Below are 21,782 nucleotides of genomic sequence, written 5' to 3'. Positions count from 1 at the left end.
GTATTACCTGGATCCTTGTAGAAACAGTGACGATTCCGGTCCACTATTGACCAATAATGAAACAAGAGAAAAGCTCATGATGACAAGATCATCATGAGCTTTTCCCGTTTTCCCTGCATCCATTGATACTTAAAACAATATAACTGGGGTTCTTATTTATTTCATTAAACGGTGATCAATCGGTATCAAGCAAAATCGATTGTATTCTTTCTTGGCTGAACTTTTCTTTTCCAATCAGCTGTAGCTAAGCGAAAATTCAAACCACTCCAATTTTTGTATATGTGTATACGAGTATACTTGTATACTAATGGAAGAAAGGGTGTTTTAATTCTTTGCCAGTCAGCAATTTTATTATCTGGTACGCAAATTATTTATGGAAAAGATGGATATCAGCCAAAGCTTGCTGGAGATTTGCCCATGTTACTTGTTTGCTGAAATCTAAACCAAGACTTACGACTGTTTGTGCAATTTCAGGTCGAATTCCTGTAAGAATCGTCTGAACACCAAGCAGTTTTAATGCATCGATTACTTTGAAAATTTGGTCTGCCACCATTGTATCAACCATTAGTACGCCAGATAAATCAAGTATCAAATGCGTTAAGTTTAGCCTCTTGGCTGCTTTTAATGTTTCTTCCATCAACAGTCCAGCTCTTTCTGTATCTATATTGCCAATCAAAGGCAAAACGGCTATACCTTTTGAAAGAGGAACAACCGGAACTGATAACTCTATAAATGCCGTTTTCGCATTTTCAAGGCTTTCCTTGTAAAAATGGATATAGGTCAAACTAAAGCAATAAACAGCATGGTCAAGGAGCGGGTCAATTACCCGGGCAGATGCAAACACTGTTCTCACTGACATGTTATGTTTTACTGCAGCTTCTTCTATGACTTCGCTTATAAAAGCACGATAATAAGCTGTATCTTTAAGCGCCTCATCTAATGGCACGCCTAAACTGTGAATAAATCGCCCTGTTTCTTTCCCCCATTTTTCTATATCCGCATATGCTTTTTCTTTATCTACACCTAGTATAAGAGCTTCCCCAAAAAGAGACACAAAATTGGCTCTAATCTCTATCGCTTGTTGTTCGTCCAGCTGAGAAATGAGGTGTTTTTGTGCCTCAGCAGCTTCAGATAATCTAATTTCATGGACCTTTTTAGCAATATCGTATTTTGCTTCTACTATTGTTTCCCCAAGAATCTTTAATTCATTTTCCATTTTTATATCCCCCGAAGCATGCATCTATTTTCAGTTTATTCAAAAACATATTACAGGAAATCAATTAATAGGAAAAGCTTTATTAATCCATTCGGTTCTGTTTAGTTTAACAAGAAAACAAACCATATCTTTTAATAAGTTTTTTTCTAAGTCAATATTGAAATTCAACAGTATCGACGATCAACTACTAAACCGCCGTCAGTACAATTTACCTGTATGAATGAACTGCTGAGGAACTTTGCTTTGTTATGCAGGCTCTGCTAAACGATAGTATTAATCGTTATTAAAAAAAGAGGACCATTTTTTAAACTGCACGTCCAGTTGCGAATTGCAACAATTGGAATACGGTTTAGTTTTGGCCCTTTGCCTTGTTTTCATGCAACTAAAGCAATCATTATTTAAAAAGATCTTTTTTCTTCTCGCCGGCAGATGCCAGGAAACTTACTGATCACTCATAAAGGATTTTTATCTTGATTATAAGAAGTCAGCAAGTAAAACTGCTTTGCGAGAAAATGCGGTGTGTACGGCATATCGTTTCGCAGCCAGGATACGATCGTACCGATCAAAGCTGAAGATCTATGCCAAATTGCAATATCTTTTTGAATTCCTGCTTTATCAATGAAAGAATTCCTTCCTTTATGTTCGAATCTTTCAGTAATAATTTCCGTGAGCATTGTTAACAAGCGCTCAGTAAAGATTGGAGCCTTCCTTGACGCCAAAGTAACCTTATAAAAGCTAGAATGTTGAGCAATATGTTCAAGCAACTTCTCGAGTCTCAGCCAATCCGTATTTTTGGGAGAGTCCTCATTCACTGGCTGACCGTTTATGACATTTTGAATGTCTTCAATCATAGCATCCGCCATCTTCTCTAACATATCCGGTATATCACGATAATGCAGATAAAACGTAACGCGGCTAATCGTAGCACGCTCCGCTATACGGCTGACAGACATTTTCTCGATATCCATTTCCTGCAGCAAATCCACAAAAGCCTCTTTAATTAACAGCCGCGTACGAAGAATTCGAGGGTCTGTATGATCTTTCGTATGATCCATCGGTTTCCTTTTCCTTTCTCCTTAAAATGAAAATATACAATTAATTAGAAAATGTATTATATTCCCCAACTAAACAACACAAATTGATTAAATGTAAATTACTTTACACCTTTCGATATATTGTAAATTGTAAAATATACCGCCCTACTGTAACTTATTTTATACATTGTTCATTATCTTACACATTGTAAATTAAATCTAGTGAGAAAAGAAAGGAAGTTTGCAGGTTGAATAAAGACATAGGTACAGATAGTCGTTCTGTTAAAAAAGGACCTATCCTGTTTATCATGATTTTGGGAGCATTTCTAGCCACATTGAATCAAACCATCATGAGCGTTGCCACCCCGGAATTAATGGTTGATTTTCATATTTCAGCTGCTACGGCACAATGGCTGACAACTGGCTATATGTTAGTGAATGGTGTGCTCATTCCCATCACCGCGTATCTTATGCAAAGATTTACTACCCGCCAGCTTTTTCAAGCATCGATGCTGATCTTTCTGGCAGGTACGATCGTATCCGCTGTAGCTACAAGCTTCCCGGTTCTTTTAACCGGGCGTATGATCCAGGCAGCAGGTGCAGGTATTATTATGCCGCTGCTTATGAACGTTATTTTTACGCTTTTTCCTCCCAATAAAAGAGGTGCAGCGATGGGCATGGTGGGCTTTGCGATCATTTTTGCGCCAGCCATCGGCCCTACTACGGCTGGATATATCCTGGAAAACTTCAAATGGGAAGTTATGTTCTACGGCATGATTCCGTTTGCCCTTTTGGTCATTATCTGCGGCTTTGTTTATTTAAAGAACATTTCAGAACAAGTGATAACGAAAATTGATACGATCAGTGTCATCCTCTCAACAATAGGGTTTGGCACGCTATTATACGGCTTCAGCCGGGCTGGCAGCGAAGGCTGGTCCAGCAGTGAGGTACTCTTCTCTATTGCCGTAGGGGTCGTTACACTTGGACTTTTTACATGGAGACAGTTAACGTCTCAGAGTCCGTTGCTGGATCTTCGTGCCTTCAAATACAATATGTTCTCCCTGACAACCGTCATCAACATTGCGATTACAATGGTGATGTATGCAGATATGATGCTGCTCCCATTGTACTTGCAGAGTGCACGCGGCTACACAGCTTTAGAGTCTGGTTTATTGCTTCTTCCTGGTGCGCTTGTGATGGGCTTCTTAATGCCTGTTACCGGCAGGCTGTTTGACCGGTATGGAGCAAAATGGCTCTCTATTATCGGTTTGATCATTACCATCATTACCACGATTGGCTTTATTGATTTAACAGACTCAACCAGCTACACATACTTGATTCTTATGTCTACAGGCCGTCGTATTGGAATGGCACTGATGCTGATGCCAATTCAAACAGCTGGCTTAAATCAACTGCCTGCAAGCTTGAGTGCTCATGGTACCGCAATCTCCAATACCATCAGGCAGGTAGCAGGTGCAGTCGGCACCTCCCTTCTTGTAACGGTGATGACAGACCGCACTAAAACACATCTAACGGACATGATGTCTACGGGCGGAAACGGAGCAACCCAACAACAAATGATGTTAGAAGCCACTATTCAGGGGATTAACGACGCTTATGTGGTCATTATCGGAATAGCGGTTATCGCATTGGTTTTGTCCTTTTTTATCAAACGTACAGAACAAAGCTCCGAAGAGATTTCCAGCACTAACCTGAATAAAGCTGCTAATTAAAAAAGCGTAAGACACAAAACAAATGTAAAGAAGGCTTAGGATGAACTTGAATAATCTTCTGCTATGTTACAACTAAACAAGTCAAAAAGCAGTGATATCAACATCACTGCTTTTTGACTTGTTCTTATTTAATGGATCTGCTGGTGAACAACCTGCTGTTCCCTCTTTATGATTTTTTGCACATTGTCTCATTTTTTTGTAGCCAAATAGATAATAATCGGATACCGAAACTGTTGATGAAAAAGGATAAAGGCACTTAAAAATGGCGGATAGCTCCGACGCCTAGCCGATTCCCTTTACACTATTATTGGCATTTCCCCAATTACCATATAGTTTACTATTAAAGATTTAGTCATTATGAACGATAAATACTATAGGAATTAGTACTATAGATTCCGCCATAATCATGTCACTTATTGTAATGTTTGCAGTGTTCACGACCTTTTCTTCAGAAATAATAACCAGCAGTACGCAATTTGTCCTAAAAAGTAAGTATTTTTATTTTTTCAACGACATATACTTAAGAAATAAATGGACATATAATAGCGTCTTACATTTACACCAATACTTTTACAAAAGGAGGAAAGCGGATTTTTACTTAATCTGCTGATTCTATGAACAATAAAACAATTGAGATACACGTTAACGAGTTTTGGGAAAAATACCTTGCAGCATCTAACATACGAGAACTGATTGATCTTCTGAATTGGTGCGATGAACTTTCTTCAGAATTGCTGGACAAAGGAATGGATGATGAGACCTTCCGAGGGTTTTTAAATTCGATTCCAAACATGATTATTACGGCCAAAATTCGTAATGGAATGCACCGGAGATTTTGTGAAAAACTAGAAGATCAAAATCTTATTTTTAAAGTAACTTCTAAACATATTTCCGCCATGCCACAGGAAGAAATAAGCACCCTTTTATATTACGATAAACGTAAAGAGCTTTCTTCCGATCCAGAATTCAAAAAGAAAATGATGTTATAACTGAAATAACTTAATTTAATTACCTTGAATAACACAACAAGCGATCTTCCCTGTATAAGATTGCTTTTTCTTTTCTGCACCATAAGCAAAGCTATGTGCAGCTTACCGGCAAAAGTGACAGCATCAGCAATATCTTGAATGAAAGTTCGTTCGTAACCATTTGTTCAATAGAAATATGACTCAGCCCTTGAATAAAAAATCCGCTATTCCATAAAGGACAGCGGATTTTTAACTTAATGACGAGTTTACTTCTGCTTTTCTATTTAAACAGCTCTCTCATTTTTCTTTTCAATATGGTTCATAATGGTTTCTCCCTCAACGTCGATATTTGGCAAAATTTTATCCAGCCATTTTGGCAAATACCAAGCTGATTTCCCCATTAACGCCATAACGGCAGGCACGATGGTCATTCTCACAACAAACGCGTCAAAGAGAACACCAAACGCCAGGGCCATTCCCATTACTTTAATCATCGCATCGGGCGTCATCATAAAGCCGATGAATACCGCCATCATGATCAATCCTGCTGCTGTCACGACCCTGCCGCTGTCGCGCATTCCATCTAAAATGGCTTTGCGGGGATCTCCTGTATGAACATACACTTCACGCATTTTGCTGACCAGGAAGATCTCGTAATCCATTGCCAGCCCGAATAAGATTCCGATCAAGATAACAGGCAGGAACGCTAAGATCGGGCCTGAAGCTGGAAAACCAAAGAGGTCAAGCAAGTTTCCATCCTGCACGATAAATACGACAAATCCAAGTGTAGCACCCAGGGAAAGCAGGAATCCTAATACGGCTTTTAATGGGATTAAAAGAGACCTAAATACCAGAACCAGGAGTACATAAGCAAGCCCTACGATGAGTGAGGCGAATATTGGCAGGGCATCATTTAGCTTTTGTGCAATATCAATATTCATCGCTGTCGTGCCTGTAACCATCAGTTCTATCTGGTTTTCTTTTTCAGCCTGCTCAGATTTTTCTCGAATGGTCTTTACCAGATCCTTAGTCTTTGTGTCATCCGGTCCGGTTTCTGGTATAATATTCATTACATACAATTCTCCAGAAGGTCCAGGAAAAGCCGGGGTTACACTTTTAACACCAGACAGCTCGCTCAATTCTTTTGCAATCTCATTCACTGTCTGTGGCGTTTTGCTGTCTGCTTCTTCAGCTTTTGCTGCTACTACCAACGAGGCATTAAATCCTTCGTCATATGCTTCTGTCAGCAAATCATACGCTCTTCTTTCCGTTGTCTCTGTTGACTTCGTTGTCCCATCAGAAGGCAGCCCAAGATTCATATGGAACATAGGAACGGCAATGATTACAAGCAGCGCAATCGCAACGATGGAAACTATTAAAGGTCGCTTTGTAACAAATTCTCCCCATTTGCTTGAGCCTTCTTTTTTCTTATCCATTCCCGTAAGCTTTTGCAGGAATTTATTTTCCTTAGACGGTCCAATTTTATGACCGATCATGCCTAATATCGCCGGCAATACGATGATGGATACTAAAACCGCTGTCAGGATACTGACGGCTGCCGAGATTCCCATCATGGTTAAAAACGGAATCTGCGCAACAGCCAATCCCAAAAGCCCAATAACGACCGTAATTCCTGCAAATACAACGGCGCCCCCAGCTGTTCCATTAGCTATGGCAATCGATTGCTGAACAGAATATCCTTTGGCAAGCTGCTCTTTAAAGCGCGACATGATAAATAAAGCGTAATCGATTCCTACTGCCAGTCCCAGCATGGCCGCCAAGGAGATAGAAACAGATTGGATGTCGATAAAATTGGTTCCTATCACGATCCCAATCAGCCCGATGCCTAATCCTAGAACAGCCGTAAGAATCGGCAGTCCAGCTGCGACAAACGATGCAAAGGTAACAGCCAGTACAAAAAAGGCAATCACAATCCCAGCTGCCTCAGCAAAATGGGCCGCTGATTCAGAAAATGCCAGGTTATCCCCTCTTACCTCCGTTTGAATGCCTGCATCCCTTGTTGTTTTAATGTGGTCTAAAATATTGTTTTTAGAATCCTCTGTTACCTCTTCGGCTTTGACTTTGAACGTTACTTCTCCATACCCGATCCTCTTATCTTCGCTTATATTCATAAGCTGCATCGGTGTTGCCACAGAAGCGACATCTGGGTCTTTTTTGATTTCATTTAATGTATCTGTAATGACTTGTTGTACTTCTGCCGATTCCAGCGTTTCATTTTCAGGCGCTTTAAAGACGATTTGTACTTTGGCCCCTTGGCTTCCTGCTCCCTTAAATTCTTCACTAATGACTTTGCCTGCCCGGTCTGCCGGTGTATTTGGAATGGTCAGATCCTCATTAAACGAGGAACCCATGTTCAAGGCAAGAGCCGCTAATACAAGCAAAATTCCCAGCATGCTAAAAACTACTTTTTTCCGGTGTATGGCTGCCCATTGTCCTAACCTGTAAAGATACTTTGCTATTTTAATCTCCTCCTAGTTTTATTTGGAATCTTTATTTCCCCACGGGTTATCTTGAGGGAAAAACAGGACATCAAAATACTCTGAGTGATCCATTCCTTCTGCCTCCATTTTTTCTTTAACAGCTGAAACGAATAACCGCATTCCTTCCTCCACGATCTCCTGTTCATTTGGCTTTAACAGATTTAATACATCTCTTACTGCCTGGTTGAAGGGTTCTGGTGCACCTTCATTTATTTCTTTCAGGGTTTCCTCAGTCAGGGTAATGTTTACCGACCGTTTGTCTTTAGGATTAGGGGTTTTCATGAGAATTCCTTTTGCGGTAAGCCGTTCAACAATATCCGAAACAGTACTTTGAGTCATTCTTAGGTTTTGCGTCAGCTGTTTGATACTGATTGCTTCATTTACCAATACTTCGGCTATAACCCGTGCCTGGGGTACGGTGACACCCTGCTCCTCCGCATGTTTTTGAATACTTTTCATCATATACCGATGTAAAAAATCGATGGATTCACGAATAAATTCAGCTCTTTCCCTCATTTCTATCTTCCTCCCAAAAATCATCCCATACGATACATCGAATACGATACATCGTACGGGATGTATGTTACAATCATCTAATTGCTTTGTCAAGGTAAAAACGGATATGTACAAATCTGTCAACCGCTGACAGTAACCCTAAGAAAGCAAGAAAGTTTCTCCTGCTTTTTAAAAACCGGGTATTTTCTTTGCTTTCTTTTGCATTCCTATATATGATTCTTCCCATATAGTCCTTAATTTTAATAACTGCAACGAGGGCAGTATCGATTTGTTACATATCGGACAGAACAGAGAAGGAAATGGCACATTTTTTGGATTAATAGATTTTTACAACATGTTAACGGGAGGAATAGGTTTGGGAAAACAAGACGTAAAAGGAAAGAAAGTGATTATTACCGGAGCAAACAGCGGAATAGGCTTTGAGGCTGCCAAAGCATTGACAGCACAAGGTGCCGACGTCGTACTGGCGGTTCGGAACGAGGAAAAAGGAAAAGAAGCAGTACAAAATATTAAAAAAGAGCATGAAGGAGCAAAAGTTTCCGTTATGGCACTGGATTTGGCGGACCTTGCCAGCGTAAAGACATTCGCTGATGCGTACAAAGAGCGTTTTGACCAGCTCGACATCCTGATTAATAATGCAGGCGTGATGGTCCCTCCCTACCAAAAAACGAAGGATGGATTTGAATTGCAGTTTGGCGGAAACCATTTGGGCCACTTTGCCCTAACCGGCCATTTGCTTCCGCTGCTAAAAGCGACCCCTTCCGCCCGCGTGGTCACGCTGAGCAGCATTGCACATAGAAAAGCAGCCATCGACTTTAGTAACCTGGACGGCTCTAAAGGCTACAAAGCAATGAAGTTTTACCGTCAAAGCAAGCTTGCGAACCTATTGTTCGCAAAGGAATTCGACAACCGGCTGAAACAAGCTGGAATAAATGCAATGAGTCTAGCGTGCCACCCGGGGATTAGTGCGACGAACCTTTTCAAGGTCGGAGGGGAACGCATGCAGCCAATCGTGAAATCTCTGCTCTATCGGTTTTTCCAGACACCGGAAATGGGAGCCTTACCTACCATTTATGCTGCGACCAAAGAAACATTGAAAGGCGGAGAATACATCGGCCCCGACGGAAGAGGAAACCATAAAGGATACCCTGCGATCGAAGTGCCTGCCAAAGGAGTCTATGATGAAAAGACAATGAGGAAACTATGGGATGTGTCCGAGGAATTAACAGGAGTCGTATTTGATTTTTCGTGAGCTATCGGTAAAGAACAACAAAGCCTGGAACTCTACAAATGAAAGAATAAGCCCCATTCCTTGCTCAAGGAATGGGGCTTATTTGTATGAATACAATACCATTTCAATTCTTTAGATCCGATTCGTTCAGTCCGATTTATTAGCGCCAGGTACTAAATCCAGGTATAATATAATAGAGATGAGATAACTTTACACGAATTGAGGTCCTTTATACATGTATGATTATAAAACGGAGTTAACGGCACCGGAAAATTATAATATTACGCAGGAAATTGAGAAGCATGCTTCGGATAAACTGGCTCTCGTTTATCAAAATGAAGCTGGAGCTACTCAAACGATCACGTATAACGAGCTGATTAAACAATCCAATAAGCTTGCGAATGGGTTAAACCATCTTGGTTTGGAAAAGGGAGACCGTGTCATGATCGTGACGACTCGCTTAATTGAGTCTTATGTGATTTATATGGCTTGTTTAAAAGCAGGACTTGTCATTATCCCTTCTTCTGAACTGCTGCGTGCCAAGGATATCGCTTACCGGCTGAACCACTCTGAAGCCAAAGCGGTGATTTCTTATGCTGATTTTACAAATGAAATTGATGCCATTGAGGAAGAACTTCCGTATCTTGAACGCAAGGTTTCTTTTGGAGGAACAAAGGCTGGGTGGGCAGATCTTCATAGCATCATGGATTCTTCTTCTGAGAACTTCGACAACCAAATCACGAAACGCGACGACCTTGCTTTTCTCGCTTACACTTCCGGCACAACCGGGAATCCAAAAGGTGTTGCTCATGCACACAGCTGGGGTTATGCCCATATTCGTATCGCTGCTGAGGAATGGCTTAATATTAAAGAATCGGATACTGTATGGGCAACAGCTGCTCCAGGCTGGCAAAAATGGGTATGGTCCCCCTTCCTTTCGGTTTTAGGTTCAGGTGCAACCGGATTTGTTTATCAGGGAAGGTTCACCCCTCAGAAATACTTAAAGCTGCTTCAAGATCAAAAGATCAACGTGCTGTGCTGTACGCCTACTGAGTACCGAATGATGGCCAAAACAGAAGGATTAAATCAATACGACCTTTCGAACTTAAGAAGTGCTGTTTCTGCCGGAGAAGCCCTTAACATGGAAGTGATCGATGTATTTAAAAATACATTTAACATCCAAATAAGGGACGGCTATGGACAAACGGAAAGCACACTTTTAATCGGAACGCTGCAGGGTGCCGAACATAAAATAGGCTCAATGGGCAAACCGATCTTGAATGATACGATTGACATCGTTGATGAGGATGGTGTTCCTGTTCAAACAGGAGAGATTGGCAATATCGCCATTCGGAAAGAATTGCCGGCACTCTTTAAAATGTATTATAAAGACCCTCAAAAAACGGAAAGTTCCTATACAGGAGATTATTTCTTAACGGGAGACCGCGCCAGCAAAGATGAAGAAGGCTTCTACTGGTTCCAGGGAAGAAGTGATGATGTCATTATCAGCTCCGGTTATACAATCGGCCCCTTTGAAATTGAAGATGCTTTAATGAAACATCCTGCTGTACTGGAATGTGCAGCTGTTGCAAGCCCTGATGAAATTAGAGGGAATGTCGTGAAAGCTTTTATTGTATTACAAACTGGAGTTGAAGGTTCCGCTGAACTTGTGAAGGAACTGCAGAGCTTTGTTAAACAAATAACAGCACCTTATAAATATCCAAGGCTTATCGAGTTCGTTGACCACCTGCCAAAAACGGATTCCGGAAAAATCAAACGTGTTGATTTAAGAAGCCGCGGGAATCAATGATACCCCTGAACTCTCTCCTATTGAACGGCAGCCAAGTACATACTTGGCTGTTTTTTTTATGCAACCTGTGTATTTTTAGCCTGCAGCAAATGACTGTTTAGCGTAATGAAGTCAGGAAATCAGAAGTATAACGGAGTCGATCGACGTCATTATTATCATTAACAAAAATGAAGATTTACTAAGTTCCTTTCCGAAGTCTTGCGCATAATTTGTTAAAAAAGACAAAGGAGAGAGACCATTGGATTTCAATAAAAAAAACCTTCCCGACCTGTTTCAAGGCTCAGTCGGAGATTTAATCAAATCGTTTGATTCCTTTTTTAATGAATCGATGAAGTATGTTGGCCATTATTTCAGCCAGCCAATTTCCGATTTGACCTGCTATGAAACGGGCTCAAATATGGTCATTGAAGCAGAGTTAAAGAACTGCAGGAAAGAGCAGATACAAATCTATATGCTAAGAAACGGACAGGTAAAAATTAGTGTAGAAAACATTACTTCTACTACAGCCCAAAATGATAAAGATGAAATCATTCTTCAAAATCAATCCGTACAGAAAGTCGAAAGAATTGTGGCACTCCCTTGTTCGCCTGGAACAGGCAAAGTAAAAGCAACATTTAAGCATGGACTGCTGAGAGTCATTATCCCAAAAAGAGAACAAGCAGAAACCATCATTGAGATTGACTAGCCCCTTTGTTTTCTTATTGGAAGATATATTGGCTAAGGGGGAAAGCAGGCTGACTAACAGCACCTGCCTTAATGTTTTTCAAATTTTTTCTATTTGGCTCAGCCTGCCCACTCCCTTTACTCAATCTTTTCCCCTAATTTAACAATAAAAGAAAAAAGAACCATGACCTGGTTCTTTAGAAAAAGGTAAAATATTAACTCTCTTTTTTCTTTGCTGTAGAGTTTCGCACCACCAATTTAGGAGACAGGATGACGCGCTGTTTGGATTCCTTTTTTTTCTCAATTTCTTCAATAAGAAGCTCCACTACTTTTTTTCCCATCTCATCAATCGGCTGGGCAATCGTTGTTAAAGGCGGCTCACAGATTGTGGATAGAATGGTATTATCAAATCCGACAATCGATAGCTCATTTGGAACTTGTATATTCCACCCGCGTGCTCCCTGCAGTGCCCCGATTGCCAATGCTTCCGTAGAAGCAAAAACGGCTGTTGGCGGACTCTGTTTTTTTAATAGGCTCAACATCGCCTCTTTTCCTTCATCAATGGAAATATTGTTATGTATAACAAAGCTTTCATCATACGGTAAACCGTGTTCTTCAAGCGCATTTCTATAGCCTTGAACCCTTGATCGGACGACTGAATAGGTGGCGTCCTCTGTGATCATCGCAATCTTTTCGTGTCCAAGATCAATTAAATGTTTTGTGGCTTCATAACCGCCTAAATAATCATCCACCAGCACCGTATCTACCGCAAGAGAAGGAACGTCTCTTGAAAGCAAGGCCATCGGAAGATTCGTTTTCATCAGCTCTTTGATAGACTTCTCTTTTTTCAGTCCTGTTGCGACAATGATGCCATCTGTATACTTTTGCTTTAGAATCGAAATGTATTCCAATTCATTTTTAATGTCATTGTCTGTGCTGCAAATCATCAGACTGTAACCGTGCCGCTTAAGATGGTTTTCAATGCTGCGCGCTATTTCTGCCATAAACGGGTTGGCGATGCTCGGTATTAAAAGCCCAACCGTTTGAATGCGCTTTTTTACGGATGCCGTAACACTGGGCTGATAATTTAATTCCTGCATCGTTTCCTGCACTTTTTTTCTTGTTTTATCTGCCAGGTTCCCAGTATTATTAAGCACTTTAGATACAGTAGAAATGGACACGCCTGCTTTTTTAGCTACATCATAGATGGTAGGTCTCATCATTCCCTTTCCCCTCTTTTCTTTCTCACTGCTTTACTATCTATTTTAACCCATTTTGACTGGAATTAAAGAAGATGCTGTCGTTGAGAAAGCGATTCATAATTGAAGGCTTTAACGGGAATGCTCTACTTTTTCCTGCTTTCTTTCAGAAAGGCTCGCTCTGTTAAGCTTTAATGTTGTTATTTCATCAATAGTTGACTGCGATAAAAAGAAGAACAGCTGGTGATGAACTGCACCCCAATTGTTAGACACAGTCTAACAATTGGAGGTGCAGTTTTTTCTATGACCAAATATTCTTTTGAAACTAAATTAGAGGCTGTAGCTGCCTATCTTGAAGGAACAGAGTCTATTATTCACATTGCTCAACTGTACAATGTGAATAGGTCAGTGCTGCAAAGATGGATCGCCACATTTCGAGAACATGGATGGGCAGGTTTTCAGAAAACATATACAAATTATTCGGCAGAGTTTAAGATGGATGTACTAAACTATATGAACGAAACAGGAGTGTCTACCGAAGAAGCCTCTGCGGTCTATAATATCCCTTCCCCAAGTACAGTCTGGAAGTGGAGGCATTTAGTTGAAACACAAGGAATAGACGCTCTTAAATCAAAGAAAAAGGGGCGTCCATCCATGAAAAAAGAATCCCAAAATAATCAGCCGGCAGAAGGCACAGAAGAAGCGTTAAGAGCTGAAAACGAGCGCTTACGGATGGAGATTGCCTATTTAAAAAAGTTACACGCCTTAATTCAAGAAAAGGAAAAGTTACAGCACAAGACAAAGCGCAAATAATCTACGAGTTAAGGCATGAATTTAAAGTAAGAGAATTAGCTGAAATCGCCGGTATTCCACGGAGTACTTATTATTACTGGGTAAAACAAGCGAATCGACCAGATAAATATGGTGAAGTGAAAGAAGTCATCCAGCAGATTTTTGATGAACATCAAGGTCGGTATGGATATCGCCGTATCACGTTGGAACTACGGAATAAAGGCTATTTATTAAATCACAAAACGGTCCGTCGCTTAATGGAGGAAATGGGGTTGAAATGTCTTGTGCGCATGAAAAAATATCGCTCTTACTGCGGCAGCATAGGGAAAATCGCCCCAAATATCCTGGAGCGCCATTTCGAGGCGATGAAACCAAATGAAAAGTGGGTAACGGATGTAACCGAATTCCATTTATATGGTGAAAAGCTATACTTATCCCCGATTCTTGATTTATACAACGGAGAAGTTATTTCCTATCACCTTGAAAACCGTCCTATTTATTCCCTTGTTTCAAGGATGTTGACGAAGGCTTTTAAACACTTAAAAGATGGAGATTCCCCTGTCCTTCACTCGGATCAGGGCTGGCATTATCAGATGAAACAGTATCAACAAGCCTTGAAGGAGCATGGGATTATCCAAAGTATGTCTCGTAAAGGTAACTGTTTAGATAACGCAGCCATGGAGAGTTTCTTTGGCTTATTAAAAAGTGAATTACTCTACCTCAAAGAATTTGAAAGTATGGAGCACTTTAAGCAAGAATTAGAGAAGTATATTCATTATTACAACCACAAACGGATCAAGGCAAAATTAAAAGGCATGAGTCCGGTTCAATACCGGACTCATGCCCAGGAAGCTGCTTAAAATTCGTGTCTAACTTTTTGGGTTCAGATCAGTGAAAGCCGCTCTCCTTTTATATCTATTTTAAGTTTAGAACTTCTTGATAGATTTAATTGTTATTATTGAGCAGCCGCCGCAACTGGAGTTACTTCCTTAATACGTCCCTCTTGCTTGTATTCAAATGGGCTAGGCAATGTTTTGACATAGTCGACCGTTGCTTGGATATCTTCCGGTCCTACTTCCATACCTCGGGAAACAGCTGCGATGCCATACTTTGCATTACCAAACATATAATTGTTTACGACGACGGTATATTCTTTTGTTTTATCAATTTTACTTCCGTCAGGAAGAGTGATATCCACAACTTTTGCTGTGTTTGATTGGGCATCCACCGCATACGTATAGTTGAATCCAGCAACATGGAAGTCATATCCTGAAGGAGAGAGCTGGTTATTTAATATCGTTTCTAAATCAGCACCTGTTACAGTTACTTTATTTAGCACGTTGCCAAAAGGCTGAATAGAGAATAAATCACCAAATGTTACTTCCCCGGCGTCAAGCTGCGCCCGCACTCCGCCGCCGTTCATAAGGGCAAAGTCCGCATTCATATTTACCTTCATTCCGTCGGCAATCAAATTCCCCAGCGGCAGGTCACGATAATCCCCTGTATAAGCTTTAGCGGTAGACAGCGTAGTTAAAGAATGCCCAACCACCTCCGCTTTAATGGGTTCCACTAAATCCTTGTACTTATTGATAATGGTTGAAACTTCCGCATCTGGTGTGTAATCTTTTTGATACACGGTCACGATTTCGGCTTGCTTGTTCACGACATCTCCAGAAACTGGATCAAGTTCAAGGTCCACATCAGAAAATGCTGAACCGTATGAATATGATTGCACGATTAACTTGCGGTCGACTACTTTATTGACTTTTGCATGGTTATGGGCAGAAAAGATTACATCTATTTCATCGTCCACATTCTCGGCGATTTTGGACGCATCAAATGCATCACTATTACCCGTCTGGGTTGTCGGATTATGAGCGAGTACCACAATGGCCTCTACGCCTTTTTTCTTCAATTTCTCCGCATACTTGTTGATGGCTTCAGCTTCATCCGTAATTTTAAGGGTTTCATTCCCTTTGCTTACGATAATATTAGGTGTTTCCTGGGTTACGACCCCGATGAATCCAATTTTCTTACCGCCTGCTTTTTTAACGACATAAGGCTTTGTGATTAATTCTCCTGTTGCCGTATCAAACGCATTAGCCGCAACGATTGGGAAATTCATTCCATCGTATCCAGGAACCCCTTTTGGATGGTCCCCACCCTCGATCATACGATGCAACTCTTCGATCCCTTCATCAAATTCATGGTTTCCAAGTGTTCCTACGTCAAACCCCATAGATTCCATCACTTCAACAGTTGGCTCATCTTGGAAAGCTGCTGAAACAAGCGGGCTTCCACCAATCATATCACCAGTATGTACTAAAAGAGTATTTGGATTTGCCGCCTCTCTCTGTCTCATGGCCGCAGCCGTGTATTCCATACTTCCGGCAAGCACATTCTCACCATCTAATTTTAGTTTAGTCACGGTATCGATTTGCCCATGCAGGTCATTTAACCCCAGCAATTGAACCTTGACTGTACTTGCATTCTGGTTTTGCTTATTCTGTTTTTCTTTATTTTCTGAAGCAAAAACTTCAGATGAAACAACAGTAGAGGATAAAACCGTTACCGCTAATGATGTTCGTAAGAATTTCTTTACAGAATCTTTCTTTCTTCTTTTCATATAGATTCACTCTCCCAGCGAAGTGTTCATTTCATAGTTTTAACCAAAATGAGCATATCAGATGAAAGGAGATTTTTTGTTAAGATTATGTAAGACTTATGTTAAAATTTTAAATTCAAATCAGTTTCCAGACAACTTAATAAATAGTTGTATTAAACTTTATTGTTGTTATGATGCAAAACGACGGGACTTCGTTTAAAAGTCCCGTCATTTTGCATCGTAACCATCATCCATCTTCACAATTTGAACTTCCCGTAGAACCGAAAAGAGGAAGCGCTTTCCTTTCGCTAGATGGCTATGACACATCTCTTGTTTAAAAAGTGTATAAAAAAACGGGTTCAACCTTACATTCCTTTTAAGGAAAGCGCTCCATATCAGAAGTGCATGTTAACCATTTGAACGTCCATAGCCGTCTCGCTTTGCACCTTAAACTATTTTTTTGCAGCTGGATCTGCATGCACTTATGAACCAACTTTTTTCGGGCGCAAATCGGCAGTCGTTTCAGCTTGTGCCGGCTTCCAATGTGTTTCAATTTCTTCTAATGTTTTCCCTTTCGTTTCAGGAACCCATTTCCACACAAAAATGAAAGCGAGCACACACATCAATCCATAGAAGCTATAGGTCATGCCAGCGCTTATTTCCAGCAACGAAGGGAATGTGGCGGATATTAGTAAATTTGAGCTCCAATTGGCTACTACTGTTATTGCCATCACCTGGCCTCTTATTTTATTCGGGAAAATCTCAGAAGCCAAGACCCACGTAAGCGGACCCCAAGATAAATTGTAAAAAGCGGCGTAAAGCAAAATCAGTACCAATGCTCCGACTCCCATCGAGTCTGAAAACGATAAAGCAGCGACACCGAACATACCAACCGTCATTCCAAGCGATCCTAAAAGCAGTAAACGCTTTCTTCCCCATTTGTCTACTGCTATCAAAGCTAGAAAAACAAAGACAAAGTTGACGACACCAAGGAGAACCGTTTGAAGCATAGATGTATCTGCACTCGCTCCCATGTCAGCAAATATACGAGGTGCATAGTACAAAATAACATTGATCCCGACAAACTGCTGGAAAGCCGCTATTAAAATTCCGACGATGACAACCAGCTTCCCGTATGAAAAAACACGCGCTTTCTGCGTATCCATCGTTTGTTTGACTTCATGATAAATGTCTTTTGCTACTTCTCTTGATCCATTTATTTTTTCTAAAATGTTTAATGCTTCTTCATCTCTATTTTTAGAGATCAGATAGCGCGGTGTTTCAGGTACTAAAAACAGGAGAAAAAAGTACAAAAGTGCCGGGATGGCCTCAGAAGCAAACATGTATCTCCAGCCTAAATCATTAATCCAGCTGATGCTTTGCCCGGCAGCTATCTTCCAGTTCACAAAATAAACGAGCAGCGTGCCAAAAATAATCGCTAAATTGTTTAAGGTTACGAGTCTTCCTCTAATGTTTGCAGGAGACGTTTCACTAATATATAGCGGCCCTAATCCTGAAGCCAAGCCAACACCTACGCCGCCAATAATTCTGTAAATGTTAAACATAATGAAAAGGCCAATCGTCGGTTCCCCTTTTTCAAAAAAGAGAAACTCAGGATAACCAGAAAGCAATGCTGAAATAAAAAACAAAACCGCTGCAATGATCAGTGAATTTCTGCGCCCTATTCGATTGGCGACAACTCCACTAATCAGCCCGCCCACGACACATCCAATTAAAGCACTTGATACTGTCAGCCCGTGAAACACGGTGTTTAATCCCAGCTTCTCAATAAAGTAGACCTGCAGCGACTGTTCCGCACCTGAAATGACTGCCGTATCGTACCCGAACAACAAACCTCCTAATGCAGTAATGGACGTTAAGTAAATCATATATTTCATGTTTGGCTTCATCTTTCAGACTCACCTTCATTATAAATTTGACAAGGAGCCTTTCAGTAATTGCCTGGCGCCTGGTTCCACGCGTTAAGCTTTTATTTTGCTCCTTAAAATGATTTCTTCTCTTAGAGTGTTAATAATGATTTTTTATCCAGACTCATGGAATACTGACATGAGCCTGGACAGTCCCGTTCCAAACAGCTTAACAGCTTAAATAGAATGATTGTTTTTAAGAGCTTACTTTAGCTAGATCCCATTCCTTTATTTTTTGCAATGAATCCTTGTAGTACCCCACTACTACTTTTACATAATCCCCGTCTTTAACTGGTGTAAATGGATTTGGCCCTTCAGCCGTCATTTCCATAATGATCGGCCCCTTATAACCGATTTCATACAAAGCCTCAATTTGGCCTTTAATATCTACATGCCCGTTGCCAACCGCCTGTCTATTCGAATCCGCCACATGGTAAACACCCAGTTTATCCTTTGCCTTCTTTACTGCCTTAATAGGGCAAGATTCTTCAATATTCATATGGTAAGCGTCTAAGAGTACCTTAAATTTTTCGCTTTTCACTTCGTCCAGTAAACGCAGTGCTTCTTCCGCTGTAACAATTTGGTGGTTTTCATAACGATTCAGTACTTCAAACACGACCTCAACATTAAGTTCCTCTGCTTTTTGCAGGATCGCCGTTGAACTTTTCACAAGCAATTCCCAGTCTTTCGCTGAGTCTCCACATCCTTGCGTTTTCCCCACATCACCATGCAGACAGATTCTTTGAGCACCCAGTTCCTGTGCCCAGCTTAATAGATCCAGGAAATATTGAACCGCACTGGAACGAACCTGTTCATCAGCACTGGAAATATCCACATTATCAGGGGTGACGGATAAAACTTTTAAATCATGCTTCCTTAAGACAGCTTTTAATTCAGCTGGGTCTTGAGACAAGTTTCCTTGAACTTCTACTCCGCTTACGCCGATTTCTTTTGCAAGCTTACATTTTTCCTCGAAGGTGATTTCTCCAAATGTCCAAAGGCACAGACCATACTCTCTTACCATTTGATTCCCTCCACATACAAAGTAGTTTGAATTATCCGAAACTTAAAACCGTTAATCGGCCTATTTGGCGGCTCTCCTGTCCTCTCTTTAAATGAAAACAGGGCTCTCGATTTTGACCGGACGATTGGTTTTAACTGACTCTATACCGGCAAGAGCGATTTGCAGCGCCCAGCGTGCATCTTTTGCGGTCGCATAAGGCTGCTTGTTGTTGATCACACAATCGGCGAAACTTCTTAATTCGTCAACGTAAGCATCAAAAAGTAAATCCTGGTCATAACGGGATGTATCAAAACTTACGCCGTTCTGGTCGTATCTTGTCATGCTGGATTGACGTATTCCACCGGCAGTCAGCATGCCGTTTGAGCCAAATACTTCACCTCGAATGTCATAACCATATACGGCCTGGAAATTTGCTTCTGCCGTAGCCATGGCTCCGTTGTCAAATTTCACTGTAACAAGTGCTGTATCTAATAGTCCGCTTTCTTTCAAATCCGGCCGAATCAGCGCATCCGCCATTGCATACACTTCAACTGGCTTTGCACCAGGATTTAAATACATAAGGGTGTCAAAGTCATGAATGAGGGTTTCTAAAAAGATGGTCCATTCTGGAATAGATTCCGCTCTATTTAGTTTTGGATCTCTTGTCGTCGATTTTATTAATTGCGGAGTGCCTATTTTTCCGGAAACGATTTCTTCATGAGCTGCTTTAAACCCTTTTTCAAATCTCCTATTAAATCCTACCTGCATGACCGTGTTTGTTTCCTCTACTGCCTGCACAATGGCATTGGCTTCTTCCAAGTTTACTGCCATCGGCTTTTCACAAAATACCGCTTTCTTGTGTTCAATCGCCGCAAGAACACTGCGTGCATGCGTCCGGGCAGGTGAAACAATAACCACAGCATCCACCTGCGGATCTTGAATCAAGTCCAGGGGGTCTGTATACGTTTTTGCATCTACATTTAACTTCTTTACTAAATTCTCCGCAGCACCAGGAACCGGATCTGCAACCGCATACAAATTAGCCTGTGGCACACGGTAAGCAATGCTTTCTCCATGAAAAGCGCCCATTCGCCCGGCGCCGATTAACCCAATGTTTACTTTATTCATAACAATCCCTCCAAAATGGTTTATATCCCTGCTTAAATTAGGAAAGTACTTTCCTTTGAATCAGATTGTAAGCCATTACAAAATATTAGTCAAACGTTTTTTAACTAAAAAATAGATCAGTTCGCAATATCCCTTATGATTATTGATTATGTTGGCTGTATTATTAGATATTTCATCATCCGATTTACTACAAAATTAAGAAATAAAAAAGGAAACAACTTTCCTGATTTTTAACTAAATGAATTCATTTCTTTTCCGCTTATCATTCGCCAAGACAGCTCGTTGTTTTTGAGGTTTTTAAGCTGTGTACACAGGCAGATGAGAAGTGGCGGTACTTTTCATGCATGCTGCTAATTTTTTAATATTTGAGCTCTGTTAAAGGCGGCTGTTGATTTTCCTGTTAACTTAACGGTGTAGGGTTGAAGAGGATTTTTCTTTCAAATAACGAATACTTAACGTAAAAGCGGAGGAGTGATGAAGTTTATGATCAGCAAAGTCGGACAAATTATGTTGTATGTAAACAATCAAGATGATGCAGTGGATTTTTGGACAGAAAAAGTAGGATTTCACATCGTTTCTGAAGAGAATAATGGACAAGGAATGAGATGTATCGAAATAGCTCCAACAAAAGATGCAGAAACAAGCATTGTTCTGCAAAATAAAGAACTCGTTGCTAAAATGTCCCCTGGGTTAAATCTTGATACTCCTTCATTAATGTTTTTTACTGCAGATTTCGACCAGTTATATAACGACTTATCAAATAAAAATGTTACAGTCGGAGAGATAGTCAATATGCCTTCTGATAAAGGAAGAGTATTTAACTTTGCTGACAATGAAGAAAATTACTTTGCGGTACTGGAAAAAAATCAGTAATCTATGTTTCCCTAAAAGCTGCGTTAACCGAAGAATAAAGCTCAAAAAGCCGCTTAAAAAACGGCTTTTTTTTGTTTAAAAAACCAAAATGGAGTACAACACGGCTTGATTTTAAAATAGACAAGTTTCTTCTAGACATCCCCTTTCAACTCTTTCACTTTTTATACAAATGCGTTTTTACTACATCATGCCCAGAAAGGCAACTTTGATCTTTCTTAGGCAACAGCTTCTTTTGCACAACTCTCTATCCCTGCACTTATATTCCTCTTATGTATACAAATATATGTATATATACATATATTTGTATACGGATATACAAAAGACCTCTCTATTACAAAACAGCATTAGATGATGAAGTATATTCTTAACCTATTAAAATCTGATATATAGGAAAAAAGAGAATACTGATACAAAAGAAAACGGAATTTAGATCATTTTGAATTTCTATTTATTGCAAAACAAAAAACCCGCTTCTGGGCGGGTTTTATTACTTAAGCTAACCAAGAACAAAAAAGCCGTTAAAAAACAAATCCAGACATCCATATTATCGTAAGGATACTCATTGGTTCTTTTTCACTTTTC

At 40.4% G+C, this 21,782-nt stretch carries 16 protein-coding genes; 7 read left to right on the top strand and 9 right to left on the bottom strand.

Annotated features, from left to right (window positions below; genetic code table 11):
* Positions 1–367: 367 nt before the first annotated feature.
* On the bottom strand, positions 368–1,216 hold the full coding sequence (locus tag RRU94_RS04735; RefSeq protein WP_315690689.1) for an STAS domain-containing protein: 849 nt from the start codon (positions 1,214–1,216) through the stop codon (positions 368–370).
* A 452-nt stretch (positions 1,217–1,668) separates the two neighbouring features.
* Positions 1,669–2,271, bottom strand: coding sequence for a TetR/AcrR family transcriptional regulator (locus RRU94_RS04730; RefSeq protein WP_315690687.1), 603 nt, complete (start codon positions 2,269–2,271; stop codon positions 1,669–1,671).
* 287 nt (positions 2,272–2,558) lie between these two features.
* Here RRU94_RS04730 and RRU94_RS04725 point away from each other — a divergent pair, with 287 nt between their 5' ends.
* Together RRU94_RS04725 and RRU94_RS04720 are read left to right on the top strand one after the other, a co-directional pair.
* Positions 2,559–3,983: a DHA2 family efflux MFS transporter permease subunit gene (locus tag RRU94_RS04725; RefSeq protein ID WP_410492969.1), complete on the top strand. Its 1,425-nt coding sequence runs from the start codon at positions 2,559–2,561 to the stop codon at positions 3,981–3,983.
* A gap of 614 nt (positions 3,984–4,597) precedes the next feature.
* The gene (locus tag RRU94_RS04720) at positions 4,598–4,972 is read left to right on the top strand and encodes a hypothetical protein (RefSeq protein ID WP_251273400.1); all 375 of its coding nucleotides are present in this window, start codon (positions 4,598–4,600) and stop codon (positions 4,970–4,972) included.
* Between the two features lie 263 nt (positions 4,973–5,235).
* Here RRU94_RS04720 and RRU94_RS04715 read toward each other — a convergent pair whose 3' ends face one another.
* Both RRU94_RS04715 and RRU94_RS04710 read right to left on the bottom strand, forming a co-directional pair.
* A complete protein-coding gene (locus RRU94_RS04715; protein ID WP_410492968.1) occupies positions 5,236–7,431 on the bottom strand; it encodes an MMPL family transporter in 2,196 nt (731 codons plus the stop codon).
* An 18-nt stretch (positions 7,432–7,449) separates the two neighbouring features.
* Positions 7,450–7,968, bottom strand: a complete 519-nt coding sequence (locus tag RRU94_RS04710; protein WP_315690680.1) for a MarR family winged helix-turn-helix transcriptional regulator — start codon at positions 7,966–7,968, stop codon at positions 7,450–7,452.
* Positions 7,969–8,323: 355 nt separating this feature from the next.
* Between RRU94_RS04710 and RRU94_RS04705 the strand changes: the two genes are divergently transcribed.
* From RRU94_RS04705 to RRU94_RS04695, 3 genes are all read left to right on the top strand, one after another.
* Positions 8,324–9,220: an oxidoreductase gene (locus RRU94_RS04705; RefSeq protein WP_315690678.1), complete on the top strand. Its 897-nt coding sequence runs from the start codon at positions 8,324–8,326 to the stop codon at positions 9,218–9,220.
* Between the two features lie 214 nt (positions 9,221–9,434).
* On the top strand, positions 9,435–11,009 hold the full coding sequence (mbcS, locus tag RRU94_RS04700; protein WP_315690676.1) for an acyl-CoA synthetase MbcS: 1,575 nt from the start codon (positions 9,435–9,437) through the stop codon (positions 11,007–11,009).
* A 238-nt stretch (positions 11,010–11,247) separates the two neighbouring features.
* Positions 11,248–11,694, top strand: a complete 447-nt coding sequence (locus tag RRU94_RS04695; protein ID WP_315690674.1) for an Hsp20/alpha crystallin family protein — start codon at positions 11,248–11,250, stop codon at positions 11,692–11,694.
* A gap of 193 nt (positions 11,695–11,887) precedes the next feature.
* Here the strand turns inward: RRU94_RS04695 and RRU94_RS04690 are convergent, their stop codons facing one another.
* A complete protein-coding gene (locus RRU94_RS04690) occupies positions 11,888–12,895 on the bottom strand; it encodes a LacI family DNA-binding transcriptional regulator (RefSeq protein ID WP_315690672.1) in 1,008 nt (335 codons plus the stop codon).
* A 279-nt stretch (positions 12,896–13,174) separates the two neighbouring features.
* Here RRU94_RS04690 and RRU94_RS04685 point away from each other — a divergent pair.
* A protein-coding gene (locus tag RRU94_RS04685) for an IS3 family transposase (protein ID WP_315690671.1) occupies positions 13,175–14,523 on the top strand; the annotation gives its coding sequence in 2 pieces (ribosomal slippage) (positions 13,175–13,634 and positions 13,634–14,523; 1,350 coding nt in all).
* 95 nt (positions 14,524–14,618) lie between these two features.
* Here RRU94_RS04685 and RRU94_RS04680 read toward each other — a convergent pair.
* The 4 genes from RRU94_RS04680 to RRU94_RS04665 form a co-directional block, all read right to left on the bottom strand.
* A complete protein-coding gene (locus RRU94_RS04680) occupies positions 14,619–16,289 on the bottom strand; it encodes a 5'-nucleotidase C-terminal domain-containing protein (protein ID WP_315690669.1) in 1,671 nt (556 codons plus the stop codon).
* A gap of 461 nt (positions 16,290–16,750) precedes the next feature.
* A complete protein-coding gene (gene xylE / locus RRU94_RS04675) occupies positions 16,751–18,178 on the bottom strand; it encodes a D-xylose transporter XylE (protein ID WP_315690666.1) in 1,428 nt (475 codons plus the stop codon).
* A gap of 214 nt (positions 18,179–18,392) precedes the next feature.
* On the bottom strand, positions 18,393–19,220 hold the full coding sequence (locus tag RRU94_RS04670) for a sugar phosphate isomerase/epimerase family protein (protein ID WP_315690664.1): 828 nt from the start codon (positions 19,218–19,220) through the stop codon (positions 18,393–18,395).
* Positions 19,221–19,307: 87 nt separating this feature from the next.
* Positions 19,308–20,327 (bottom strand): Gfo/Idh/MocA family oxidoreductase, encoded by a 1,020-nt coding sequence (locus tag RRU94_RS04665; RefSeq protein ID WP_315690662.1) that lies wholly within the window; start codon positions 20,325–20,327, stop codon positions 19,308–19,310.
* Positions 20,328–20,810: 483 nt separating this feature from the next.
* Between RRU94_RS04665 and RRU94_RS04660 the strand changes: the two genes are divergently transcribed.
* A complete protein-coding gene (locus RRU94_RS04660; protein WP_315690660.1) occupies positions 20,811–21,200 on the top strand; it encodes a VOC family protein in 390 nt (129 codons plus the stop codon).
* The last annotated feature ends 582 nt before the right edge of the window (positions 21,201–21,782 follow it).

The sequence above is a fragment of the Domibacillus sp. DTU_2020_1001157_1_SI_ALB_TIR_016 genome (assembly GCF_032341995.1).
In the GTDB taxonomy this organism is placed as follows: domain Bacteria; phylum Bacillota; class Bacilli; order Bacillales; family Domibacillaceae; genus Domibacillus; species Domibacillus indicus_A.
The sequence above is the reverse complement of the archived record's forward strand: the minus strand, read 5'-3'. Positions and strand labels throughout refer to the sequence as shown.

Coding starts and splice junctions, on each gene's coding strand:
- RRU94_RS04735 (WP_315690689.1), bottom strand. CDS start 1,216: ATGGAAAATGAATTAAAGATTCTTGGGGAAACAATAGTAGAAGCAAAA.
- RRU94_RS04730 (WP_315690687.1), bottom strand. CDS start 2,271: ATGGATCATACGAAAGATCATACAGACCCTCGAATTCTTCGTACGCGG.
- RRU94_RS04725 (WP_410492969.1), top strand. CDS start 2,559: ATGATTTTGGGAGCATTTCTAGCCACATTGAATCAAACCATCATGAGC.
- RRU94_RS04720 (WP_251273400.1), top strand. CDS start 4,598: ATGAACAATAAAACAATTGAGATACACGTTAACGAGTTTTGGGAAAAA.
- RRU94_RS04710 (WP_315690680.1), bottom strand. CDS start 7,968: ATGAGGGAAAGAGCTGAATTTATTCGTGAATCCATCGATTTTTTACAT.
- mbcS (WP_315690676.1), top strand. CDS start 9,435: ATGTATGATTATAAAACGGAGTTAACGGCACCGGAAAATTATAATATT.
- RRU94_RS04690 (WP_315690672.1), bottom strand. CDS start 12,895: ATGATGAGACCTACCATCTATGATGTAGCTAAAAAAGCAGGCGTGTCC.
- RRU94_RS04680 (WP_315690669.1), bottom strand. CDS start 16,289: ATGAAAAGAAGAAAGAAAGATTCTGTAAAGAAATTCTTACGAACATCA.
- xylE (WP_315690666.1), bottom strand. CDS start 18,178: ATGAAGCCAAACATGAAATATATGATTTACTTAACGTCCATTACTGCA.
- RRU94_RS04670 (WP_315690664.1), bottom strand. CDS start 19,220: ATGGTAAGAGAGTATGGTCTGTGCCTTTGGACATTTGGAGAAATCACC.
- RRU94_RS04665 (WP_315690662.1), bottom strand. CDS start 20,327: ATGAATAAAGTAAACATTGGGTTAATCGGCGCCGGGCGAATGGGCGCT.
- RRU94_RS04660 (WP_315690660.1), top strand. CDS start 20,811: ATGATCAGCAAAGTCGGACAAATTATGTTGTATGTAAACAATCAAGAT.